The sequence below is a fragment of the Novosphingobium flavum genome, assembly GCF_014230315.1.
In the GTDB taxonomy this organism is placed as follows: Bacteria; Pseudomonadota; Alphaproteobacteria; order Sphingomonadales; family Sphingomonadaceae; genus Novosphingobium; species Novosphingobium flavum.
The window spans coordinates 141,518-156,762 of the sequence record NZ_JACLAW010000011.1; the positions used below are offsets into that span (position 1 = coordinate 141,518).

General features: G+C 64.0%; 15 protein-coding genes, 1 tRNA gene and 1 pseudogene. 6 read left to right on the plus strand and 11 right to left on the minus strand.

The window, feature by feature from the left end:
• Window positions 1-149 precede the first annotated feature (149 nt).
• From H7F51_RS14595 to H7F51_RS18920, 4 genes and pseudogenes are all read right to left on the minus strand, one after another.
• Entirely contained in the window at window positions 150-647 is a 498-nt protein-coding gene (locus tag H7F51_RS14595) for a hypothetical protein (protein ID WP_185665037.1), read from the minus strand.
• 408 nt (window positions 648-1,055) lie between these two features.
• Window positions 1,056-1,283 carry a hypothetical protein gene (locus H7F51_RS14600; RefSeq protein ID WP_185665038.1) on the minus strand — a complete coding sequence of 76 codons (228 nt, stop codon included), beginning with the start codon at window positions 1,281-1,283 and terminating at the stop codon, window positions 1,056-1,058.
• A 203-nt stretch (window positions 1,284-1,486) separates the two neighbouring features.
• On the minus strand, window positions 1,487-3,133 hold the full coding sequence (locus H7F51_RS14605) for an AAA family ATPase (protein WP_185665039.1): 1,647 nt from the start codon (window positions 3,131-3,133) through the stop codon (window positions 1,487-1,489).
• A gap of 963 nt (window positions 3,134-4,096) precedes the next feature.
• A pseudogene (locus tag H7F51_RS18920) lies at window positions 4,097-4,312 on the minus strand (hypothetical protein); the annotation flags it as partial.
• A 423-nt stretch (window positions 4,313-4,735) separates the two neighbouring features.
• Here H7F51_RS18920 and H7F51_RS14615 point away from each other — a divergent pair.
• From H7F51_RS14615 to H7F51_RS14625, 3 genes are all read left to right on the plus strand, one after another.
• On the plus strand, window positions 4,736-5,776 hold the full coding sequence (locus tag H7F51_RS14615; protein WP_185665040.1) for an oxidoreductase: 1,041 nt from the start codon (window positions 4,736-4,738) through the stop codon (window positions 5,774-5,776).
• A 115-nt stretch (window positions 5,777-5,891) separates the two neighbouring features.
• On the plus strand, window positions 5,892-6,167 hold the full coding sequence (locus H7F51_RS14620; RefSeq protein WP_185665041.1) for an HU family DNA-binding protein: 276 nt from the start codon (window positions 5,892-5,894) through the stop codon (window positions 6,165-6,167).
• 434 nt (window positions 6,168-6,601) lie between these two features.
• Complete coding sequence (locus tag H7F51_RS14625) at window positions 6,602-7,303, plus strand: FCD domain-containing protein (RefSeq protein WP_185665042.1); 702 nt, start codon at window positions 6,602-6,604, stop codon at window positions 7,301-7,303.
• Between the two features lies 1 nt (window position 7,304).
• Here the strand turns inward: H7F51_RS14625 and H7F51_RS14630 are convergent, their stop codons facing one another.
• Both H7F51_RS14630 and H7F51_RS14635 read right to left on the minus strand, forming a co-directional pair.
• Window positions 7,305-7,505, minus strand: coding sequence for a hypothetical protein (locus H7F51_RS14630; RefSeq protein ID WP_185665043.1), 201 nt, complete (start codon window positions 7,503-7,505; stop codon window positions 7,305-7,307).
• 60 nt (window positions 7,506-7,565) lie between these two features.
• Complete coding sequence (locus tag H7F51_RS14635; protein ID WP_185665044.1) at window positions 7,566-7,769, minus strand: helix-turn-helix domain-containing protein; 204 nt, start codon at window positions 7,767-7,769, stop codon at window positions 7,566-7,568.
• Between the two features lie 122 nt (window positions 7,770-7,891).
• On the opposite strand from H7F51_RS14635, the gene H7F51_RS14640 reads away from it, so the two are divergent.
• The gene (locus H7F51_RS14640; RefSeq protein WP_185665045.1) at window positions 7,892-8,809 is read left to right on the plus strand and encodes a hypothetical protein; all 918 of its coding nucleotides are present in this window, start codon (window positions 7,892-7,894) and stop codon (window positions 8,807-8,809) included.
• 30 nt (window positions 8,810-8,839) lie between these two features.
• Here the strand turns inward: H7F51_RS14640 and terL are convergent, their stop codons facing one another.
• From terL to H7F51_RS14660, 4 genes are all read right to left on the minus strand, one after another.
• Window positions 8,840-10,330, minus strand: a complete 1,491-nt coding sequence (terL, locus tag H7F51_RS18925; protein ID WP_185665046.1) for a phage terminase large subunit — start codon at window positions 10,328-10,330, stop codon at window positions 8,840-8,842.
• Window positions 10,327-10,908: a DUF5681 domain-containing protein gene (locus tag H7F51_RS14650; protein WP_185665047.1), complete on the minus strand. Its 582-nt coding sequence runs from the start codon at window positions 10,906-10,908 to the stop codon at window positions 10,327-10,329. Before H7F51_RS14650 ends, terL begins: the two co-directional genes overlap by 4 nt.
• Before the next feature lie 87 nt (window positions 10,909-10,995).
• On the minus strand, window positions 10,996-12,708 hold the full coding sequence (locus tag H7F51_RS14655) for a site-specific DNA-methyltransferase (RefSeq protein WP_185665048.1): 1,713 nt from the start codon (window positions 12,706-12,708) through the stop codon (window positions 10,996-10,998).
• Between the two features lie 602 nt (window positions 12,709-13,310).
• Window positions 13,311-13,400, minus strand: a tRNA-Ser gene (locus tag H7F51_RS14660).
• A gap of 175 nt (window positions 13,401-13,575) precedes the next feature.
• On the opposite strand from H7F51_RS14660, the gene hspQ reads away from it, so the two are divergent.
• The gene (gene hspQ / locus H7F51_RS14665; protein ID WP_185665065.1) at window positions 13,576-13,956 is read left to right on the plus strand and encodes a heat shock protein HspQ; all 381 of its coding nucleotides are present in this window, start codon (window positions 13,576-13,578) and stop codon (window positions 13,954-13,956) included.
• A gap of 22 nt (window positions 13,957-13,978) precedes the next feature.
• Here hspQ and H7F51_RS14670 read toward each other — a convergent pair whose 3' ends face one another.
• Window positions 13,979-14,860: an ABC transporter permease gene (locus H7F51_RS14670; protein ID WP_185665049.1), complete on the minus strand. Its 882-nt coding sequence runs from the start codon at window positions 14,858-14,860 to the stop codon at window positions 13,979-13,981.
• 86 nt (window positions 14,861-14,946) lie between these two features.
• Between H7F51_RS14670 and H7F51_RS14675 the strand changes: the two genes are divergently transcribed.
• Window positions 14,947-15,245 (plus strand): GcrA family cell cycle regulator (locus H7F51_RS14675; RefSeq protein ID WP_221774163.1); only part of this gene is annotated, 299 nt, incomplete at its 3' end.

Here is a 15,245-nt window from a genome sequence, read left to right on the forward strand (position 1 = left end):
CGACGGGTTGAGCCTTCTTGATGTGAAACCTGGGGCGGCAAACGCCGGCGACGCCCCTCGACAGAGCCGCCGTTTGACGCTTCGAAAGGGTTCCCCAAAACCCGCCCTTCATTCATCAAACCAGGTGCTTCGGCATGAACGAACAGTGGTTAATCCCAGCCACGACTCCAACTGAAGCCGTTTGCTATTTGGCGCGCTGCATCAACTTGGTCGCTCTCCAATAACGGTAGGTAGCTATCTACGTATGAGATGTATGCGCCCAGCAAATCTCTGTAACTCGGATCGTCGGAACCCTTCGAAAGAGACAGCAAGCCTCCGACGCCGAACTCCTTCTTCACGCCGAGTATAGCGGCTCTCATCTCGCTGAAAGCGCGATGGTGATTTTCAAAGCTGAACCAGCGTTTGCGCGCCCGGATGGCGTTTTCTCGCGCTCTTCGAAGCGCCCAGAGCGCCCGCTCCTTGCTGCCCAAATCAGGCGACGGTTGGTCATCCCTAAATGGACCTTGGATTTCTCTGGCGCTTGCACCACCCGCTGTGAGGAGCATGATCCCAAGCCCCCCGCCCCCTACTAACACGCCCGCCATGCCGAAATCGATCAGCGTCACAAAATACGGGGAGCCAGAAGGCAAGGCGGTTGCGCCGATCATGGCCGCGAATCCTCCGCCAGCCACAGTCGCGCAAAGTGTTGCAGTGACCCCCCTTCTATCCATGCTCGAGGCATATCAACGACCGTCGCGTTTGCAAGGTATGGTACTGGCCTGAGCTTCCGTCGGTCCAAGGCGCCGTACCGCTGAAGGAGATCCGTCACGGAGGTGACTGACTTAAGACTGACTGGGCGCGCTACCGCTTGGTGGCCTCGGGAACCGCTGACATTGTCGACATTCACGGTGCCGGATCAGGGCGATGTAACCGGTCGTTGGATCTCGTCGCTCGCGGCGCGCCAGAGTGACAAGTGGGACTTTCCTGCCGATCGCTGCAGCTGCTGGGAGCGACCAACTAGTTACCGAAACCGGTCATTCGTGAACGCGCGAACGCCCTCTCCTCTATGTCTAGGCCTAAATCAAATCCCAGCCGGCAACACGCGCCTCTACGATCGCCTTGAGCGATTCTTCGAGCGTATCGCCCGGCTTTCCGGTAGCTGTCCAGCTAAACCCTTGCGCGTCGGGTTGAGAAAGACGTTGGCAGGTCGGCGCCGAAACTGGAGTCACTTTGGATAACTTGCAGGCCGCCTCATAGTAACCCTTCAGAGCCTCGTTGATATCGGCTTCGGTTCCCTTTGGCATTCGTATTGCTCCTTCTTGGTGGGCGGAAAGATTGTGTGTCTGAATGCTGAAAACCTGAATCACAGCGAACGGTGCGCGGGGCGAGAATTGCGACCGCAGCTGGGACGCCTCAATAGGGTTAGCTTCCGGATAGTCGATCAGGGATAGCGGCCGCTCACCCTACCGCTAATCGCGCCTTCAGGTCAGGGTCCAGTCGGCGGCGTCTATGCGTTGATGATGGTCGACAAAGGAGCAAGCTTCAGGAGCAGCACTTTGCGCAACGCCTCATCCGAAGTCACTCGGGCGACAGCCGCCGCCTCATAGTCGGCACGACCTTGGAACTTGAGCGCCTTCGCTATGGCGCCGAGGATGCCCGAATGTCGGACGGGGTAGCGCGCTATGATGCCATAGATGTCCTGCTCGGCTAGCATTGTCTGGAAACGCACGAGTTCTGCCGGATAGGCGGATTGTCCGCTGATCTGGATGGTCGACGAAGCCGCCGCGACGAGTTCGTCTCGCTTCGGCATCTGGGCCAGAAGTGCGTCTCGCACTCGCCGCTCGGCGAGCCGCCCAGCCAAATGCTCTGCCGTCCCTTGCTTGGCAGCTGCGCCGATTCCCTCAACAACAATATCGGCAAGAAAGCCCGCCATCAGATCGGCTTGCTTCTCCTCATCCGACTCGTACGTGGCGGCCTGCCTCTTGACGACCGCTGCCAAGACATCCGCGTCATAGTAAAGCGACTCCACCGAGAAGAACGGGAGAGGATAGATGCTCCCCGCTTGGAAATCGATGATGGCCTGCTCGGTCATGCCGTCATTGTCGATTAGGCCAAAGGCTTCGGTGTGATGCAGGCCGGTTGTCGATTGGATACCGATTACTGCATGCTGCACATCCTTGCAGCTGCCTTTGGGCCTAATCGAGGCCTTCGGAAACAGAACTGAGTACATCGGGGTATCGAGGCTGGTGGCGGCACCTTCGGTGAAAAGAACGCGACGCCGTGAACCGAGGATATCGGTGACGAGCCCCTCGGGAAGGCGGTCCGTCTGTTCAACTACGTCGAAGTCCCAATGCTTCACCTCCCCGCTGGTTTGCCAGGCAACCGAGCGCACAATGCACACGCGCGACTTTGCGAAGGACGTTGGTAGATCCAGCTCGTGGGTACTGATAACGAACTCGCAGTCGAGACGCGACTTGATGAGCGTCGCGATCAGTGGGACGACGATTGAGCGATGAAGGTGCAATTCCGGCTCGTCGATTAGGAAAACCACGCCCGGCTTTGCCGCGATCACCTCCGCGATTAGGATGAGCGCAATGCGCTCTCCATCGGACATGCGCGCATAACTGAATATGTTATCGCCCGACGTCGCCTTGAGCTCGTTGTCGGCGATGAGCATCTGAACGGGTATGTTTGCCTGTTGGAGGACCTGGTTGACCCTGTCGAGCGGGGACTCTTTCGATTGAAGTTTCGCAATCGCGCCAGCCGTTTCGGAGGAATCCGAATTCCTCGCGATCGTCTTTGCGCAATCGTTGATATATTGATGTTCAGCCGCCGTCAGGTCGTGGATCGCCTTTTCGTTTCGTTGATTGCCGGAAAAGTTCTTCCACCGCGCTTTTGCTGAATTGTCCCATGCTGGCAGATTGTCCGCGAGATCCCTTCGGCTCTTGGGTGTAAGTGATAGGCTTTCACCGTCGAACAGGGCTGTCCTGCTCCCGGGCAGGTAGATGGTATTTAATTCGGGCTTCTGCCGGAGGCGGTGCATGAGAGCAGACTTGCCCGTCCCGTTGCGACCGACGATGAAAAGTGGATGGGCTGAATCGACTGTGAGATAAAGGGTCGATTCTGCCGGACCCGGCAGAGAAAAATCAGTCACGCATACCCCCAATTTAACTAGCCCACGATATAGGTGCAGGCAGGGTTTTGTGGAAGGGCACGAGCGTCGGGCACCTTGTGGACAGTCTGCTTCGCGCCGTTCCATCGGCCGCTACTGTCTGAAGCCGACGTTCACGGCAACTGATCTGAGTGACCGGCTTGGGTCGTCCCCGGAAATCGACGCTGACGGATTTGTATGTCAGCTATCCCGTTTTCACGGCTGTAAGCAGTCATTCCGGACCGCCCAACTTTTCAGACATTCAGCCGCGACGCGCCGCGCCGGCTTTGTCGCCACCAACTCAATTCGGAAGAATGCCAACCTACCGGTGATGCCGCGGGTCTTCACTCAGACGCGCATTTTCGAAGCTTGGCCGGAACAGAAATGGACGATCGAGAGCGGCTGTAGACGTGCGTGTGTGCTTTGGCGAGAGCTTCCAATCTCGCCACCGACGCGATTGGTGCTGCGGCGGCTCACCTTAACAATCTGAGAGAAAGGTGGCTAAATCCGGCGAACCTTGTCCGGCGCGAGGCCAAGGTGATGCCGGGCTTACCCGACCGTATTCTGCCCGTAGCGAACGGCGCGGGCTTGACCCGCGGTCGATTCGATGCGACATATTGCTCGACCGCAATTGGGGATCTCTCTCCCACCCGCGCAAACCCAGCGACCAGTGCCGAAAGGCGAGCGTCCAGCGGCAGCCAGCGAAAAAGAGGGTCGGTCAGGGGGCCGCTTCGAAAGGAGCGGCCCTTTCCGTTTAGGTGCGGCCATGCTCACGCTCATTGCCACCTCTGCCGCTGCGTGGACCCTCTCCGTCTATACCGACCCGATCGATCGCACGAGGCGCTCGATCGCCAGCCTGGCCACTGCCCAGAGTCCCCTGATCATCCAGCGCGATGTGACGTCGCGGACCGAGCTGGCCGTTACGGTTAAGCCGCAGCACGACCCGAGCTTACCCGAGCCGGGCCAATCGAATACCGCTTCGGGCTGATGGACGATGAGCGGCGCACGGCTCTCGCTGGTCATCATCAGCGCGAGCAGCACCGATTGCTGCTGGCCGAGCGATAGCTTCTTGAAGTCGCGCGGCACGAACCGGGCCGCCCCACCAATGCCCGGCATCTTCTTGGTAACGCTGAGCTTGGGCCGGTCAGGGACTGCGATCGTCTCGAGCTGGCTCAAGAGATCGGCGTTATCCTCATCAGGGCCGCAACCTGATGCTCCGGATCGTCCGACCTAGCCGCCGTTCCATTGCTCTAGATCGAGCAGTGAACGAGGGGTAGCTTCGGCCTTGCCCAGTTCAGAACCGGCCTTTCCAGACAGCCCAACATTGCAGCGCAAAAGCACGAGGAAACCACCGCCGCGTTGGCAAAAATGGGCGGCAACGGCCGCGCCATGCGCTGCCTCGCCACCTTGAAGAAAAGGAACTCGTGGCACCAGGTGCCCTGAGCCCTTCGGTTCGCGGCGGCTGTATAGGATTGAACATAGCGGTGGCGATTGCATGAATGCGACAGCGCCGCACCCTTGTTGGACGCGTCTCCGAATGCGACAGTCAGAATTGGGGTGGTTTGGGGCGGGCCTCGCGCGATTGAAGACTTGACGAAGGATTCCATGCAAGAGATCGGGGTAGGACTGATCGGCTACGGCCTCGGCGGCAAGGTATTCCACGCAGCCTTCATCACGCGCACCGCGGGCATGCGCCTGCGCGCAGTGGTGTCCCGTGATCCAGCCAAGGTCCACCACGATCATCCCGAGGTCGCGGTCGTGCCGCACGTCGATGAGCTCCTCACGCGGCCCGATATCGATCTGGTTGTCGTCGCCAGTCCGGATGAGCTCCATGCCGGGCATGCCCTGGCGGCGCTGGCCGCCGGCAAGCACGTGGTGGTCGACAAGCCGTTTGCGACCAGCCTCGCCGACGCGCGGCGGGTGGTCGAGGCGGCGGAACGCAGCGGGAAGATGCTTACCATCCATCACAACCGCCGCTGGGATGCCGACTTCCTCACGCTGCAGGACCTGATCGCCAGCGGGCGGTTAGGACGAATTGTCCATTTCGAGAGCCGGTTCGACCGTTGGCGTCCCGAACCGGGTGCCACCTGGAAGGAGGCGCGGGCCGGCGGCTCGTGGCTCGATCTCGGCCCCCATCTGGTTGACCAGGCGCTGGTCCTGTTCGGAATGCCCACTGCGGTGACCGCGGACCTGGCGGTCCTGCGCGACGGGGCACCGGCACCGGACTGGTTCGAGGTCATCCTCCACTATGAGGCGATGCGGGTAACGCTTCATTCGAGCAAGCTCGCCGCCGATCACCGGCTGCGTTTCGCGGTTCACGGCACAACGGGGACCTGGCTCAAGCATGGGATCGATCCGCAGGAGCCTGCCATCGTGGGTGGTGCCATTCCTGGCGGCGCGGTCTGGGGTCACGATCCGGACCACGGCCGCCTGACCTCGGGCCAAAATTCTGATAAGCCAGAATATATCGCCAATCGCAATGGCGACTATGGCCTGTTCTGGCGCCAGCTGGTCGCCGCGATCCATGGCGAAGGCGCCAATCCGGTGCCGGCCGAGGATGCAATCCAGGTTATGACCGTGATACAGGCCGGCCTGGACAGCGCCCAGCTGCGCCGCACCGTGGACCTGGTCGCAGATCCGGTCTGACGGAGGGGATAACCACGGTCCGACCGAACAGTCTCGTGGATCTCCGCCGCATCCCGCTGGACGCTGCCGGTACGGCGCCTTAGTCAGGCCGCGCAATTACTGGAGCACCACGCACATGAACACGTCCGATCTCGCCGACACCGTTGCTTCTGCCGCTGGCCTCACCAAGGCCGACGCCCGCAAGGTCGTGGACGCGGTGTTTGCCGTGATCACCGAGGCAGCCGCCAAGGGCGAAGAAATCTCCCTGAATTCCTTTGGCAAGTTCAAGGTCAAGGAAAGCGCAGCGCGCGAGGGGCGCAACCCCGCGACGGGCGAGCCCATGCAAATCGCGGCTTCGCGCAAGCTCGCCTTCAGCCCGGCCAAGGCGGTGAAGGACCGGCTCAACGGCTGACCCGCTGCGACGCCGGGCCCGCCCGGCGCCGCTGCCTTCAACGCGGTAGCGTATGGCACTGGCTTCGGCGACCAACTCGCCCAACAACCCGATCCAAAGCCATACCAGGTGCCACGCGCCTCTTCGGGCACTTGGCATGACCGCCGACATTCCTGCCCCGCAGAATATCGACTGACAATATGGTGGACGCGCAAAATCATCGCAGACAGCCTCCGCGCTTCCAACGCGTTGGTCGAAGCCCTCGCCCACATGAATCTGGTTGGGCATCCCGGCCCAGGCAAGCCAAACTCTGACCGCCGAAAAAAGCGATCACCACCTCAACGGATTGTCTCGAATTTTTGGACAATCCGATTAATTTCTGTTCCATCGGCCTACCCGGCGACGTAGGTTGGCCCAAGGGATCCCCCTTCCACGATCTTCAACCGGGACCTTGTGTGAGCACCGCGACATTGACGCAGAACAGACAAAAGCCGGTCGGCCAGGATGACGTCGTGAAGGCTGTCACCGAAAGGATCGTGCGCGGCGACCTCGTGCCCGGGCAGCGGCTGGTGGAGATCGAACTGTGCGAACTGCTTCACGCGAGCCGCGGCACGGTCCGAGCTGCCCTCAGGGAACTTGATCGGGACGGTCTGGTCGAGCTCGTTCCCAACAAGGGAGCACGCGTGCGGGTCGTCGAACTGGCGGAAGCGCTGCAGCTCCTCGAGGTGCGCATGGCCATCGAAAGCCTCTGCGTCAGCCGAGCTGCCGAACGGATCACCGACACGGACGTCGAACGCATGCGCCAGTTGGCCCAAGACCTCAAGCAACGGGCCGAGGGCGGCGATGCCGTCGGATACGCGGAATGCACCGGGGCCGTATTTCAGCTCTATACTGCCATTGCCGACCTTCCGGTTGCCACCGACGAACTGAACCGCTTGCGCGCCCGCAATGCCCGGCACCGGTTCCGGCAGACCTACCGGCCGGGAAGAGCTCGGGTATCGCTGCCTTACTGGCTCGCGATCATCGACGCGATCTGCACGCGGAACCCGGCCGGCGCGCGCGCCGCCCTGCAGCGCCTTGCCAAAAACATCGAGCAGGCGATGACGGACATGGCCAGCGATGACCGGCCATTCGCGGTCCTTTATCCCGGCACCTGAATTACGCCGCTAACGCCGCATCCCTGACCAGCACCCGCACCGCCGCCATCAGCGTCCCGGCATCGACCAACGCCCGCTGGATCGCATCGAGGCCGGCGGGATCCCTCACCGTGTCGGCACTGGCCGCAAGCGCACTGGCATCCTCGAGGATACCGGCCACGATCGCCAGCAAGATCCCGGCCTGATCAACGCGTTCGTCCATGAGGCACGGCGTGCCGTGACACCGCCGTGAAGTCCAGACGCAGCTTTCTCGGGGTTCACCTCAGGCGAGCAGGTCTCCGGCCGGCACCGCAAACGGAACGGCGAGCTTCTCGACCACAGTGATCGTGGGGTTACGCCGCCCGCGCTCGATGTCGCTGACATAGGTGCGGTGGATGCCGGCGCGGTCGGCATAGTCTTCCTGGCTCCAGCCCTGCGCTTCCCGCAGGCGCCGGACATTGCGGCCAAGGCGAACACAGATCTCCACCCGCGGATAGAGAGCCCGCTGTCGCCGATTGATCTACAGACGATCAGTGTCATTTGCACTTGACTTGCGGCGGCCGCGAAGCGTTCGTGTCGTTACTGATCGTCGACACGGAAGGCTCACCCATGACCCAGCCCGACGCCGCCGCACCCCGCGCATCCGCTATCCCGGCCGGGGGCCCCGTGCCCGGCTCGCCCGACGTACCGCCGCGCAAGGTCAGCCCGGCCCTGCTCGCCGGCATCGCCCTGCTGCCCGGCATCTTCATCTGGTTCCTGCTGCGCAAGGGCCACAGCCCGGCGGCGCGGGCTGCCGGGTTCGGCTGGGCCGGGCTGCTCCTTATCGTCGCGGCAAATCTGCCTGCGGGGATGCACCCGGCCAAGACCAGGGTGGTGGCGGGACCGGCGGCCCCGACCTCCGGGCCAAGCCCGGCGCCATTGGCGCAGCCCACCAGCGGGCAAATGGCCGCCATCCTCGCCGGGCGTGCCGCGAGGGAGAAGGCCGTAAGGTCCTATATCGAGGCACTCGACGCCGCGCTGGAGGAGAGCAGGGAGACCGGGATGATCTATCACGAGGACCAGCCTGAGACGACCTGGCAGGTCTCGGTTCAGGCGATAGGAACCGATGGCGATCTCTACACCGAAGGCAACAGGTTCGCCGAAGACGCCGCGGTGCAGGCCCACCGCGAAGCCTGGCGCCGCGAGACCGCCGCACTGCAGGCCAAGGCCTTTCCGCGCCTGCGTGTGATCCACGCCAAGGCCCTTTCCGGGAAGCTGTGGGAGAACGACATCACGGTCGAGGCCACCGGCCCGGGCAACGCGACCCTGCGCTTCACCGGCTACCTGTTCGCGGCCAACCGCAACATCAAGGCGGTGATGGAGAAGGTTCATGTGGAGGCGCTGGCAACCCGGTTCCGCCGGGCCGAGTTCCGCACCTATCCCGGCGACGGGATCACCTCGTACCAGCTCGAACCCCTGCCCGACACCGCCCTCGCCTCGTTCTCGTTCGGCCGCTGGACTGCCGCCGAACGAGCCGGCGCCGAATGACCACCCTGACCGCAGCGATCGGCGCAGCGCTCACACGATCCAGTCGGGGAGTTCCGGCAGCGGCGGCCGCGGCCCCCGGACCTTGTCCTTGAGCCGTCCCTTGGCGTTGCGCTGTTCCAGCAGGGTGCGCCAGTGCCAGAACGACCACTCGAGCATCTGGGTCATGCTGTCGACCTGGTCGTCATACTTCCCGTTGGGAAAGGCCCGCAGCTCGGACAGAAAGGTGTCGAGCCCGTCGAGGCTGGCCGGGAGCCAGACCCTGCCTTCCTCGATCTGCCCGGTCTGGGCCAGCAGCCGCTCGGCCTTGTCGAGTTGCTTGATACCCGGCGGCGGCCAGGCGACCGGACGGAACGGTCCCTCGGCCGCGAGTTGCTGGACCAGGGCCAGACCGTTACTCGAATGTTCGATGATGACGTGATCGGCCCGCCACCTGGCCCGCTGCGCGATCACAGCGCGCTTGAGCTCGGGGTACTCGAGACGCGAGCGCAGGATATCGAGCAGGAAGTACCGCCCCGCGACCATGCCCCAGGTCGTGCAGACCGAGAAATCGCTGGTCGGAAGGGCCGTGGCCGCGGGATCCCAGCTCTGGATCACCCGGTCAAACCGGCAGCGTTCGATTGGCTGTCCGAACCGGCGCAGTTGCTCCATCCTGAGCAGGTTTCCGCCCGGCGCCACCGGGTTCTGCAAATACTGGGCGGCGTAGTCCTGGGGACCGAGGTTAAGCCGCTCCTGCTCGAGGACCTCGGCCGGGAAGCGAACCGGATCGAGCAGTTCGCCGCGCTTCCAGCGATGGACGAGGCCGGGCCCGATCCCGACCTCCAGATCGCACTCGGCCCGCGCCGGCAGGTTGAGGCAGACATAGTCCTTCTCCGCGAGCAGGGCCGGCAGGTCATCCTCGCAGATCCGCTGCTGGATCGAGAGAATGACCCCGGCGCGCTTGTCGTTGAGCCGTGAGGTCAGCGTGGTCGAGAACCAGGTCTTGACCTCGTTGCGCGCCGGCTCGCTGGTCCGCGCGTCAGCCTTCATGCAGTCATCGAGAATGATGACATCGGCCCCGCGCCCGGTTACCGGCCCGCCGACCGAGACCGCCCGCACCGCCCCGCCGCGGGTCGTAGTGAGCTTGCCACCGCTGTTGCCGCTCGGCGCAAGGCGGGTTCCGGGGAACAGCGCCTGGTACCACGGGCTCAGCATGATGCGGCGCCGGGCCTCGGCGTGCTCGGCGCTGAGCGCCTCACCATAGGTCGCCACCATGATCCTCGCTCCGGGGTTACGGCCGAGCAACCAGCAAGGGAAGGCGATCGCCACGGTGAACGACTTGAGCGTTCTCGGCTGGATCCAGATCATGGAGCGCGGCAGCTCGCCCGCATCGGCGCGTTCGAGCCAGTGGCACATCGCCTTGAGGTACCAGGCCGCTTCGAGCGGTGGTTCATCGGGATGCATGAACGCAAAGGCCCGCATCAGGAACGGGAACATGCGCGCGCGGCACAGCGCATCGGCGCGGAGCTTCAGCGCCGCGCTCACTTCTTTTCTCCCTTGCTGATGCGGGCCGCAATCTCCGCCTCGAACGCGGCGAGGATGGCCTGGTCGGCGGCCGAGATCTCGTCAGGACTCTGCACCGAAGGCCCACCCGAGGCACCCGGCTCCACCGCGGCCGGGGGCAAGGCCTTGTGGTAGAGTTCGAACGCCTTGGCGATCGCCGGCAACTGGCCGGTCAGACCCAGCTCGCGCAGCTTGCGGGCCAGGGCCTCGGCGGTCGAGACGGTCTTGATCCCGCCCTCGGGCGTGCGCAGCACGGTCGGGCTCTCCATCATCGCGACGATGGCACTCGCCTTGTTTTTCGAGCCCGGCTTGCGCCCCCGGGGACGGCGCGCGTCGAAGCCGGGCTTGAACCGGCTGTGCCTCGGCGGGTTGCAGTAGCCGACTGCCTCATCGCTGGCGGCATTGCCCGATGCGGCAGGCGTCTGTCCGCTCCCTTTCGGGGGCACGGGCTGGCGGGGCGTCTGGCGGGGCTCGGTCGCCGGGGCCGAAGGGACGGGACGGACCCGCTGGCGCACCGGCGGCCGGACGGGTTGATCGGAAGAGGCGGACTTCTGGGTCATGGCACAACGTCCTGACAGGAAGATGGAAGAAACGGGACACAGACGAACCGACCGCGCTCCCGCTGGCGGAGAGCGCGGCCGCCGGGATCACTCGTCGGGGTCCTCGTCGTCGGGATCGTCCAGGCTGACGGCGTCGTCATCGCCGCTGGCCTCTTTGTCCTTCTCATCGGGCAGGTCGCCGCCATCCTCGTCGCTCCCGGCCATGCGGGCGAGCGCGAGTTCGGTGAAGGTCAGGCCGGTCGCCACATGCACGGCCTGCTTGCCAGTCGCCTTCTGCCACCGCATTATTCCGACATCCACATACTTGGGATCAAGTTCGATGGCCCGGCCGATCCGCCCCGACTTCTCGCACGCCAGGATGGTGGTGGCCGCGCCCGAGAAGGGATCGAGCACAATCTCCCCGCGGTGGGTCACGTCGCGGATGGCGTCTATCGTCATCGGTAAATTTTTGACGGTTGGATGCAGCGCCAGATCGTTGAGGCGGCCGCGGCGCATGGCGTTAGCGCCGGGATAAGACCAGATCGAGCTGCGGTTGCGCCCCCACTGGCCAAGCCCGAAGTTGTTGCGGTGCGGGGCCTTGCCAACCTTGTAGACGAACACCAGTTCAAACTGGTTGCGATAGAAGGACCCCATCCCCGGCACCTGCTTGTCCCATACGACAAGCGTCTTCAGTTCGCCGTAGGCCGCATCCCCGGCGTCAAGCATCTCCCGCATGTGCCTGTGATCCATCCATTGGAATTGAATCGCCCCATCGACGCTGTAGCGCGCGCACAGCGTGAAGACCGAGGTCAGGAAGGCGGTGAACTCCTCGCGCGACATCTCGCCCGAGGCCATCACGAAGTCGGAATGCTTGACCTTGCCGAGCCCGCTGACATTGCCCAAGATCTTGATATTATATGGATTATCTGAATATACGCAGCGCGCCCGTTCTTCGCCGAGCAGGATCTGGTAGCTCTCCTCCTCGCGCGAATCCCCGCACAGCAGCCGGTGGCCACCCAGATCGAACAGATCGCCCAGCCGGCTGATCGGGGGGCCATCGTCGGGCTCGGGCGGGGCATCGTCGTTCTGTGCCTTCTCGTGCAGCAGGGCGTCGATCTCGATCATGTCGAACTGGGTCAGCTCGATCGGCAGGTCGATGTCCTCGACCATCAGTTCCCTGATCTCGACCGCGAGCAGCTTTTCGTCCCAGGTGTCGTTCAGGACCAGCTTGTTGTCAGCAATGGCATAGGCCCTGCGTTCGGCCTCGCTGAGGTGGTCGACCATGATTGTCGGCAGGCGGCTGAGCCCCATCTCACGCGCGGCGAGATAGCGCCCGACCCCGCAGATGATGGTGCCCTCGGCATCGACGATGATCGGGTTGATGAACCCCAAGCGCCGGATCGAGGATATGATCTGTTCGACCTGCTTGGGGCTGTGGGTCCGCAGCTGGCGCCTGGGCGGTTTCACCTCTTCGATCGTGCGGTAGGTGACCTCGACCGCGAGACTCTCATCGGGGCGATTGGTGAGCGGCAGCACCTCGCTGCCGGCCGGGACCACCGGAGTGGCAGTGTAGCGCTCGCGGCGTGGGCGGCAGGTGGGAGCCGGGACCTGCACAACGATCACCGGCTCATCGGCAGGCGACGGGACCGCATCGGTGATGGGAGGAGACACAGCACTGCCCGGCCGCCAGCGCGTGCGCACCGGCGCGAGCGAAGGCCGCGTCTCGCTATGGGGCTTGTTGTCGGGCTGCGCGCTGGTGGCAGCGGGCGTGATCGCAGCCGGGCTGATGCGCTCGCGGCGACGGATCTGGGGCGTTTGCATGATGAAGCTCCGAAGGTGACATTATGCGACACCAGACGCGGATGCGGCCGGTGGCAGAATGCCCCTGGAGCTATGCGCAAACTTGCCACGGCAAGTTTGCAGGCGCTCAGGTGCTGCCTGGTGCCCGCCTTATAGCAGGGCCTTCAGCCCGAGAAAACGAAAATTGCCTCCATGCCTTGGGAGGGCCCAGCAGTGACTTCCCAGACCTGCGATACCGCTGGCGCCGGATTCCCAGCAGCACCCAGCAAATTCCCAGCAAGCGTCTGCTGGGAATTTGCCCGGAAAGCCCCCAAAACCAACGCTGTGGGAGCGCCGGGTGGGCGCCGGATTCCCAGTGCGGGGGAAAAATTCCCAGTAGATCGAACGTTTGCTGGGAATCCGGGGCGTGCGCCGTGCCCCGGAACACGGCCGGTCTGAGGGGGCCATCATGGGCAATTTTGCCAAACGGTACTGCGGGCCAAGGCCGCAGAGAACGACCGGCCAAAATTGCCAGATTTGCTGGCAACCGGGATTCTCCCGGTACGGAATGCACCGCCAAGGCGCGCGGAATTGCGGGGATTTGAGGCCAAGTGGGCGAGGTCAGTCGTCAGAGACAGACTGCGTGGCGGAGAGGGTGGGATTCGAACCCACGGTACGGTTGCCCGTACACCGCATTTCGAGTGCGGCGCATTCGACCTCTCTGCCACCTCTCCGCGAAGCGTCCTTGAGTGACCCGCGAGGGCCATCCGGTCGAAGGAAGCGCGCCGGTAGCCGATGCAGCGAGGCTTGCCAAGCCCCCATTGCACATCGCCTGCAAAAAGGCGGGGAAGCCGGGCCGCCGCGCCTTGCCGCAGGGCAGCGGGCGCCTATATTGCACATATGGACCCGATCGAACGCGCCAGCTTCTTCTCACCCCAGGCGGGGCGCCTGGTCGAAGCCCCGCGCCGTGTCAACGCGCGCTTCGCCATCGGCGATATCGTGCGCCACCGGGAATACGATTTTCGCGGCGTCGTCTTCGATATCGATCCCGTCTTCGCCAACAGCGAGGAATGGTACGAGGCGATCCCGGCCGAATTGCGCCCCGAACGCAACCAGCCCTATTACCACCTCCTCGCCGAGAACGGGGAGAACAGCTACATCGCCTATGTCAGCCAGCAGAACCTGCTCGCCGACGGCGAAAGCGGTCCGGTCGAGCATCCCTCGGTCAGCCAGTTGTTCGACGACTTCAAGGCCGGCCGCTATCGCCTGCGCCGCGGCCTGACTCACTAGAACCGTCCCGGCCAGCCCGGTTTCAGCTCTTCAGCTTCCAGCCACGCTTGAGCAGGGCGTAGGTCACGCCGCCCAGCACGAGGTTGAGCAGGCCCAGCGCGATGGCGCCGTGCAGCACGGCCATGTTGGTATCGCCGATGTCGCTCTCGCCCAGAAAGCCGAAGCGGAAGCCCGAGATCACGTAGAAGAACGGGTTGAGCCGGCTGATCGACTGGAACACCGGCGCCAGGTTGTCGATCACGTAGAACGTGCCGGACAGCATGGTGAGCGGGGTGATGACGAAGTTCGTGACGGCCGCGTTATGGTCGAACTTTACCGCCCACATCGACGAAATCAGCCCGACCAGGGCAAGCAAGGCCGCGCCCATCAGCCCGAACCAGGCGATCGCCCAGCCGTGCGCCATGCCCAGGTTCGTCCCCGGCCAGAGCAGGATCGCCCCGGTCAGTGCCAGCCCGACCAGTACGCCGCGGGTGATCGCCGCGCCGATCAGCGCGATCATCAGTTCCAGCTCGGAGAGCGGCGGCATGAGGTAGTCGACGATCGTCCCCTGGATCTTGCCCGAAAGAAAATAGAAGCTCGAATTGGCGAAAGCGCCGTTCATGATTCCCATGGCGATCAGCCCGGGCGAGACGAAGGCGGCGAAAGGCACGCCCAGCACCAGCCGGTTGCCGCCGCCCAGCGCCACGGTAAAAATCATCAGATAAAGCAGCGTGGTCACCGCCGGGGCCCAGATCGTCTGGGTCTGGACCTTGAAAAAGCGGCGCACTTCCTTGATATAGAGCGTCCACAGCCCCAGCCGGTTGATCCGGTGGATCACCGGCACGCCTTGCGCCGGGAATTCTAGGTGGCGCCCGCCGGCATTGTCCGGCGCGGCGTTAACGGCAAGCTGGGGTTGATCGGCCATCCGGTGGCGACTATCGGCACCACGGCCTCATGGCAAGCGCCGCCGCATCCGCGGGCGGGCGTGACAGCGGGAAGAACATTGGACGTATGAGCTGGACCGACGAACGCATCGAAAAGCTGACCAAGATGTGGGAAGGCGGCGCCACCGCCAGCCAGATCGCGGATGAGCTCGGCGGCGTCAGCCGCAACGCGGTCATCGGCAAGGCGCACCGCCTCGGGCTGAAGGCCCGCCCCTCCCCGGTCAAGGCCAATGAAAAGGGCGAAGCGCCCGCCGCCCCGGCCCCCAAGCCGGTGCGCGCCGAAGCCCCGCCCCGCCCGGCCGCGCCGCCGCGCGAAAAGGCGGCCGAGCCTGCGCCCCGTCCCGCCCCGGTCGCCCCGCCGCGCCC

What these genes read in the sequence shown, in the direction of transcription:
- H7F51_RS14600 (WP_185665038.1), bottom strand. Translation starts at nt 1,283, where the DNA reads ATGCCAAAGGGAACCGAAGCCGATATCAACGAGGCTCTGAAGGGTTAC.
- H7F51_RS14650 (WP_185665047.1), bottom strand. Translation starts at nt 10,908, where the DNA reads ATGACCCAGAAGTCCGCCTCTTCCGATCAACCCGTCCGGCCGCCGGTG.
- H7F51_RS14655 (WP_185665048.1), bottom strand. Translation starts at nt 12,708, where the DNA reads ATGCAAACGCCCCAGATCCGTCGCCGCGAGCGCATCAGCCCGGCTGCG.
- H7F51_RS14615 (WP_185665040.1), top strand. Translation starts at nt 4,736, where the DNA reads ATGCAAGAGATCGGGGTAGGACTGATCGGCTACGGCCTCGGCGGCAAG.
- H7F51_RS14670 (WP_185665049.1), bottom strand. Translation starts at nt 14,860, where the DNA reads ATGGCCGATCAACCCCAGCTTGCCGTTAACGCCGCGCCGGACAATGCC.
- H7F51_RS14630 (WP_185665043.1), bottom strand. Translation starts at nt 7,505, where the DNA reads ATGGACGAACGCGTTGATCAGGCCGGGATCTTGCTGGCGATCGTGGCC.
- H7F51_RS14640 (WP_185665045.1), top strand. Translation starts at nt 7,892, where the DNA reads ATGACCCAGCCCGACGCCGCCGCACCCCGCGCATCCGCTATCCCGGCC.
- H7F51_RS14595 (WP_185665037.1), bottom strand. Translation starts at nt 647, where the DNA reads ATGATCGGCGCAACCGCCTTGCCTTCTGGCTCCCCGTATTTTGTGACG.
- H7F51_RS14620 (WP_185665041.1), top strand. Translation starts at nt 5,892, where the DNA reads ATGAACACGTCCGATCTCGCCGACACCGTTGCTTCTGCCGCTGGCCTC.